The organism is Monashia sp. HAY1-2A, from assembly GCF_056755315.1.
Genome location: NZ_JBNDHY010000795.1, coordinates 1 through 235, shown reverse-complemented (window position 1 = coordinate 235; position 235 = coordinate 1). Strand labels below are relative to the sequence as shown.

Genomic DNA, 235 nt, shown 5'->3' with positions numbered 1-235 from the left:
TGATCACGCCGCCCTCGAGCCTCGACGCGCTGCGGCGCGGGTACCCCGTCCAGGTGGGGGCGCCCGCGCCACCCGACGCGTGAGGCGTCAGTCCACCGCGATCCCGCCGGACCTACGGCTCAGGCGAGTCCGAGGTCCTCGAGGGTGTAGACGAAGCGGTACTCGACACCGGCCTCGTCGTTGATGCGCTCGCCGGCGCCGGTGGCGCGGTCGGCGATCGTCGCCACCACCACGC

At 74.0% G+C, this 235-nt stretch carries 1 pseudogene; it reads right to left on the bottom strand.

Annotated elements, in window-relative coordinates:
- Positions 1-119 precede the first annotated feature (119 nt).
- Positions 120-235, bottom strand: a pseudogene (locus ACPYOM_RS23945) (orotate phosphoribosyltransferase); the annotation flags it as partial.